At 64.0% G+C, this 6845-nt stretch carries 5 protein-coding genes; 2 read left to right on the top strand and 3 right to left on the bottom strand.

The window, feature by feature from the left end:
• A partial coding sequence (dnaE, locus tag ABY403_RS11705; RefSeq protein WP_372840996.1) for a DNA polymerase III subunit alpha occupies window positions 1-3345 on the top strand: 3345 nt, incomplete at its 5' end.
• Here dnaE and ABY403_RS11710 read toward each other — a convergent pair.
• From ABY403_RS11710 to ABY403_RS11720, 3 genes are all read right to left on the bottom strand, one after another.
• A complete protein-coding gene (locus ABY403_RS11710; RefSeq protein ID WP_372840997.1) occupies window positions 3342-4424 on the bottom strand; it encodes an AbrB family transcriptional regulator in 1083 nt (360 codons plus the stop codon). The genes dnaE and ABY403_RS11710 overlap by 4 nt on opposite strands.
• Window positions 4425-4488: 64 nt before the next feature.
• On the bottom strand, window positions 4489-4971 hold the full coding sequence (locus ABY403_RS11715) for a hypothetical protein (protein WP_372840998.1): 483 nt from the start codon (window positions 4969-4971) through the stop codon (window positions 4489-4491).
• Entirely contained in the window at window positions 4928-5131 is a 204-nt protein-coding gene (locus ABY403_RS11720) for a SlyX family protein (RefSeq protein ID WP_372840999.1), read from the bottom strand. Before ABY403_RS11720 ends, ABY403_RS11715 begins: the two co-directional genes overlap by 44 nt.
• 75 nt (window positions 5132-5206) lie before the next feature.
• Here ABY403_RS11720 and hisS point away from each other — a divergent pair, with 75 nt between their 5' ends.
• Window positions 5207-6715: a histidine--tRNA ligase gene (gene hisS, locus ABY403_RS11725; protein ID WP_372841000.1), complete on the top strand. Its 1509-nt coding sequence runs from the start codon at window positions 5207-5209 to the stop codon at window positions 6713-6715.
• Window positions 6716-6845 lie beyond the last annotated feature (130 nt).

The raw sequence follows: 6845 nt of genomic DNA on the forward strand, positions 1-6845 counted from the left end.
GCCGCGGCGATGCCCGCAGTGGCGCTGACCGATACCAATGCGATGTTTGCCGCCCTCGAGTTCGCGGTTACGGCGCGGGCGGCGGGGGTGCAGCCGATAATCGGCTGCCAGATCGCGCTGAGCTATGATGAGGCCGCACCGAGCGAGAGGGCGCGGCCACCGGCACCTTTGGTGCTGCTGGCGCAGAACGAGGCGGGGTATCTGAACCTTTTGAAGCTCAGCTCCTGCCTTTATGTCGATAAGGCTGGCCAAGCTCCGCAGGTAACGCGCGCCGAACTTGCCGCGCATAGCGAGGGGTTGATCTGCCTCACGGGCGGGGCCGATGGGCCGGTGGGCAAGTTGGTGCAGGCCGGGCAGGGGCCGCGCGCGCGCGCCCTGATCGAGCAATTGGCGGCGATTTACGAGGGCAGGCTGTACATCGAATTGCAGCGCCACCCCGGCGAGGGCGGCGCGCCGACAGCGGCTGAGCGTGCAACCGAGCAGACCTTTGTCGAAACGGCCTACGAGCTTGGGTTGCCGCTGGTGGCCAGCAACGATGTCTATTTCCCCAAGACCCAGATGTATGAGGCGCATGACGCGCTTCTGTGCATCGCCGAGGGTGCCTATCTCGATCAGCAGGAGCCGCGCAGACGCCTGACGCCGCAGCACTATTTCAAATCCGAAGCGGAAATGTGCGCGCTGTTCGCCGACCTGCCAGAGGCACTGGCGAATACGGTCGAAATTGCCCGGCGCTGTGCATTTGCGCCCGCCAAGCGCGCGCCGATCCTGCCGCGCTTCGCTGATGATGAGGTCGAGGCGCTGCGGCGACAGGCGCGCGAGGGGTTGGCCAAGCGGCTGAGCGAGGTGCCCCATGCCGCGAGTGTCGCGGACTACGAAGCGCGGCTGGACTTTGAGCTTGGCATCATCGAGCAGATGGGCTTTCCCGGTTATTTCCTGATCGTGGCCGATTTCATAAAATGGGCCAAGTCGCAGGGTATTCCGGTGGGGCCGGGGCGTGGTTCTGGCGCAGGCAGTCTGGTAGCTTGGGCGCTGACCATCACCGATCTGGATCCCTTGCGCTACAAGCTCTTGTTCGAACGGTTCCTGAACCCCGAGCGGGTCAGCATGCCTGACTTTGACATCGACTTCTGTATGGATCGCCGTGAAGAGGTGATCCACTACGTGCAGCGCAAATATGGGCGCGAGAAGGTCGGGCAGATCATCACCTTCGGTGCGCTTTTGTCAAAAGCCGCGGTGCGAGATGTGGGCCGCGTGTTGCAGATGCCCTATATGCAGGTTGATCGCCTTTCCAAGATGATCCCGCTCGAAGGCGTCAAGCCGGTTTCCATTGAGAAGGCGCTGGCGGACGAGCCGCGCCTGCGCGAGGCGGCGCGCGAAGAGGTGGTCGGGCGGATGCTCGGCTATGCGCAGCAGCTGGAAGGGCTTTTGCGCAACGCCTCGACCCACGCGGCGGGGGTGGTGATCGGGGATCGCCCGCTGGATGAGCTGGTGCCGCTATATCAAGACCCGCGCTCGGACATGCCTGCAACCCAGTTCAACATGAAATGGGTTGAAAGCGCGGGTTTGGTGAAGTTCGACTTTCTGGGCCTGAAGACCCTGACCGTTATCCGCAACGCGCTTGACCTTTTGGCGCAGCGCGGCGTGGTGGTGGATATTGCGCATATCCCGCTGGATGACCCCAAGACCTACGAGCTTTACGCCACGGCGCGCACCACGGCGGTGTTTCAGGTTGAAAGCACCGGCATGATGGACGCGCTGCGCCGCATGCGCCCAACCTGCATCGAGGATATCGTGGCGCTGGTGGCGCTATATCGGCCCGGCCCGATGGAGAACATTCCCACCTATTGCGAGGTGAAGAACGGTCAGAAACAGCTTGAATCCCTGCACCCATCAATCGACCACATCCTTGCCGAAACGCAGGGCATCATCGTCTATCAGGAACAGGTGATGGAAATCGCGCAGGTGATGGCGGGCTATTCGCTTGGCGGCGCCGACCTGCTGCGCCGCGCCATGGGCAAGAAGATCGCGGCCGAAATGGCCAAGGAGCGGCCAAAGTTCATCAAGGGTTCCTTGGCCAATGGCGTAAGCGAAAAGAAGGCAGGCGAAGTCTTTGATCTGCTGGAAAAATTTGCGAACTACGGCTTTAACAAAAGCCACGCGGCGGCCTATGCGGTGGTCAGTTACCAGACCGCTTGGCTGAAGGCCAATTACCCGGTCGAGTTCATGGCTGCGGTTATGAACTGCGATATTCATCTGACCGACAAGCTTGCGGTGTTTCAGCGCGAGGTGGACCATCTGGGCATCGAAACCGTTCCCCCTTGCGTCAACCGCTCGGAGGCTACGTTCAATGTGCGCGACGGGCGGGTGGTCTATGCGCTGGGTGCGCTGAAGGGCGTGGGCGTCGAGGCGATGAAGCTGATCGTGGCGGCGCGCGGAGCGCAGCCCTTTGCCGATCTGGTCGATTTCGCGCGCCGGGTGGACCTAAAGCGCGTTGGCAAACGGCCGATGGAAATGCTGGCGCGGGCCGGGGCGCTTGATGTGCTTGATCCCAACCGGCACCGGGTTTTTGCCAGCCTCGACGCGCTTGCGGCGTTTTCGGCTGCATCGCACGAGGCGAAGGGGTCGGCGCAGGTATCGCTGTTTGGCGAAGCGGGCGAAGACCTGCCGCCCCCGCGGTTGGCCGATGTCGATGACTGGCCGGCGGCAGAGCGGCTTTCCGAGGAACATCAGGCGATCGGGTTCTACCTCTCGGGGCACCCGCTAGATGAGTTTATGCCGATGCTGCGCCGCGCCCGTGTGCAGACCCTTGCAGAATTGACCGTCGCCGCCGAACGCGGGCCGCAGATGGCGCGCATTGCGGGGATGGTGTCGCAGGTAAAGGAAAAGAAATCGGCGCGCGGCAACCGTTTTGCCTTTGTCAGTTTCTCTGACCCCACGGGCCTTGGCGAGGCGACGCTGTTTTCCGATGTGCTGGAAGCCGCGCGCAGCCACCTCGAGATTGGTTCGGCAGTTGTGATGACGGTTGAGGCAACCGCAGAGGGCGAAAAGCTGAAGCTGCTGGCGCGCGCCGTGCAACCCGTCGAGGCGGTGTCTGTCGATGCGGGCAGTTCCGGGTTACGCCTTTTTCTGGAAACCCCCGAAGCGGTGGCCTCTGTGGCGGCGGTGTTCGGGCGAATCGAGGCTGAGGGGCGCACCCGCACACGTGGCCCGATCGAGTTTCGTATCACCGACTATGAACGGGGCTGCGAGTATACCTACTCTGCCGCGCGCCCCTTGCCGGTGACGCCGCAGATCCGCAGTGCGCTGCGCGCGCTGTCCGGCGTGGCGATGGTTGAAGACATCTAGCGCACGATCCGCCCGGCAAAGGCCCGTGCGATTGCCACCGCAAGCATTATCCTCAGCACATGATGCGCGGTCACGTAGATCACGCTCATCTGTAGGCTTAGCGCGATCAGCGACATCTCGGTCAGTCCGCCCGGTGCGAAGGCCAGAAACACCGCTGCTACAGGTTCATGCACGAAGTCTGCCAGTGCGAAGGCAAAGACCGCAGCAAGGGTGATCGAGATCAACACGTTCATCCCCGCTAGCCGCAGCGCGAGCACCATGTGGCCAAGCGGCATGCCTGCAAAGCGCACACCAAGCGAGGTGCCGATCACGATTTGCGTGGCCATGATCGACCAGATCGGCGGGCTGGCATCGCTTAGCCCCGAAAGATGCATGGCGGCCGATACGATGATCGGCCCGGTAATCATCCCCGCAGGAAGCCGCGAGGCGCGCCCTAGCACAAGCCCCAGCGCCGCTGCGCCCAAAATCCAGCCCCAATCGGCAGCGTCAAGCGTATGCTCGGCCACCAGCGAGGCACCGCCCGCCGAACCCACCGCATGCCCGATGCCGATGGTAAAGCCCAAGGGCACCACGATGATTGTCAGGATCAGCCGCAGGAATTGCAGCATAGTCAGCATCGCCGCATCGGCACCCGCTTCTTCGCCCATCAGCACGGTTTCAACCAGCCCACCGGGCGCGGTGCCGAAAAACGCGGTGATCGGGTCCAGCCGCTTGGTGGCTTTCAGCGCGCGGTAGCCCAGCACATGCGCGGTGGGAATGAACAGGCAAAGCGCCACCAGCGAGGGCCACCAAAGCCGCGCCTCTGCAAGGATCTCGGGCGTGAAATTGCCACCAATGGCCACGCCGATGATGGGCACGAAGAAAAGCCGCAAGCCGCTGGGAAACTGCGGCAACCGCCCAAACGGTTTCAGCCTCGCCAGCGCGGCGGCGGCAACGGCCAGAAGCGGGCCAAGCAGCATCGGCAGCGGCAGATGCACGGCGCTTGCGCCAAACCCGCCCGCAATGCCTATCGCAAGCGTCAGCGCGAAGGTGCCAGAATGTATGCCTTTGGGCAGGCGCGGAAATTGAAAAAGGGCCAAGGGAAAGACTCGGTGGCAAAGTGCCGCGCAACCCTTGCATCGCCAGCGCGCACGCGCAAGCCACTCAGGCCAGCGCGTCTGCGCGCGCCGCCACGATTAGCGCGCCCAAGGCAAGCAGCGCCAGCGCAAGGCTTTGCAGCCGTGCCGCCATCAGCGCCCGCGCCAGTTGCAGCGGCGCATCGTAAAGCGGCAGCAGCGCCATCGCCTCACCCGCCATCAACCATCCCAGCAGCCCCGTGGCGGCCAGCCCCAGCGCCGCGCATAGCCGCGCCAACCAACCGCGCAGCGCCAGCATATGCAGCGCCAGTAGTGGCAGCGCGATGGTCGCCAGTGTCGCAAAGCCCGAGCGAAACCAAAGATCGCCGCGCACTTCTGCCACCTGTAACGCCGCCTGCGGGCTGTTCGCGGCGGGCCATAGCGCCATCAGGCCCAGAAACCCCACTTGCGCAGTGGCAAAGCACAGCACCAGCCAACCAAGCCAAGGCCCGCTCCGCCGCAACGCGCTACCAGTGTGGCGGGCGTTGATCGGCCAATGGAATGCCGCCACCCGCCTCCAACTCGCGCTCGGCCTCGCGCTGGCTCAGCATTTCCACCCGCCGCTCCAATCGCGCAATCTGCGATTCCTGCCTTGCAACAATCTCGGAAAGGTCATCGACCACGCGCGCCAAATGCGCGATCAGTTCCTCGGTCTTGTCGATCCGTTCCATTCGTACCCCCGCGCGGCTTGCCCGCCCTGCGGCCTTTCGGTATGACCGCGCCAGAGCTTACGCGAGGCAGAGCCAATGGCCAAGGACCCATCCCTACGGCGCCCCCGCGCCGAACCCCCAAAAGGGTTCCGCGATTACTTCGGTGCCGATGTAACCGAGCGCAAAGCGATGCTCGATACCATTGCAGAGGTCTACCAGCTTCACGGCTTTGACCCGCTGGAAACTGCGGCTGTGGAAACGGTCGAGGCGCTGGGCAAGTTTCTGCCCGATGTTGACAGGCCCAACGCAGGTGTCTTTGCCTGGCAAGAGGATGAAGAAGGCGCCAGCCGCGCCGGTGACTGGCTGGCGCTGCGCTATGATCTGACGGCACCATTGGCGCGGGTCGCGGCACAGTTTCGCAACGATCTTCCCTCGCCCTATCGCCGCTATGCGATGGGCCCTGTCTGGCGCAACGAAAAGCCGGGTCCGGGGCGGTTTCGCCAATTTTATCAATGCGATGCTGATACAGTTGGCGCGCCCTCAGTGGCCGCCGATGCCGAAATCTGCGCCATGCTGGCCGAGGCGCTTGAGGCTGTGGGCATTGCGCGCGGCGATTATCTGATCCGCGTCAACAACCGCAAGGTGCTGAACGGGGTGATGCAAGTTGCAGGCATCCTAGACCCCGCGAACCCCGGCGCTTTCGAGGACGAGCGCGGCACCGTGCTGCGCGCAATCGACAAGTTCGACAAGTTTGGCGAGGCCGGCGTGCGTGACCTGATCGGCGCGGGCCGCATGGATGCGTCGGGCGATTTTACCCGTGGCGCGGGCCTTGGCGCGGCACAGGCTGACGTGGTGATGGGCTTCATGTCCGCACGCCGTGACAGCGGCGCGGCGACATGCGCGCGGCTGCGTGAACTGGTGGCAGGCTCGGATGTGGGCCTCGAAGGCGTTGCAGAGCTTGAAGCCATCGCAGAATTGCTTGCCGCGCAAGGATACGGGCCCGACCGGATCATCATCGACCCTTCGGTGGTGCGTGGCTTGGGCTATTATACCGGCCCGGTGTTCGAGGCCGAATTGACCTTTGAAATCCTAGATGAAAAAGGCCGCAAGCGGCAGTTCGGCTCGGTCGCGGGTGGCGGGCGCTATGACGGGTTGGTGGAACGCTTCACCGGGCAAAAGGTGCCCGCAACCGGTGTCTCGATTGGCGTCGATCGGCTGCTGGCGGCGTTGCGCGAAAAGGGGCGGCTGGGCGGCGCGGCACCGGGCCCGGTGATCGTGACCGTGATGGACCGCGACCGCATGGCCGATTACCTTGGCATGGCGAACGAGTTGCGCCGCGCCGGAATCCGCGCCGAGGTTTACCTTGGCAACCCCAAGAGCTTTGGCAACCAGTTGAAATATGCCGATAAACGCGGCTCTCCCATAGCCGTGATCCAAGGCGGTGACGAGGCCGCGCGGGGCGTGGTGCAACTGAAAGACCTTGCCCTTGGTGCCCGTATCGCCGCCGAGGCGAGCCACGAGGAATGGAAGGCGCAACCCGCGCAATCCGAAGCCCCGCGCGATGGCCTTGTGGCTGCCGTCCGTGCCTTGCTGGGGCGCGGCTGATGGCTGCCAAGGCCGCTTCACGCGCCGCCGGGGCACGGTTGCTTGCCGCCTTTCGCGAGGCGGGCGCGGTAGAGGTTGAGGCCGACATTCTGCAACCCGCCGAAGCGCTGCTAGACCTTTACGGCGAAGA

Source organism: Phaeovulum sp., assembly GCF_041596715.1.
Lineage (GTDB): Bacteria > Pseudomonadota > Alphaproteobacteria > Rhodobacterales > Rhodobacteraceae > UBA6213.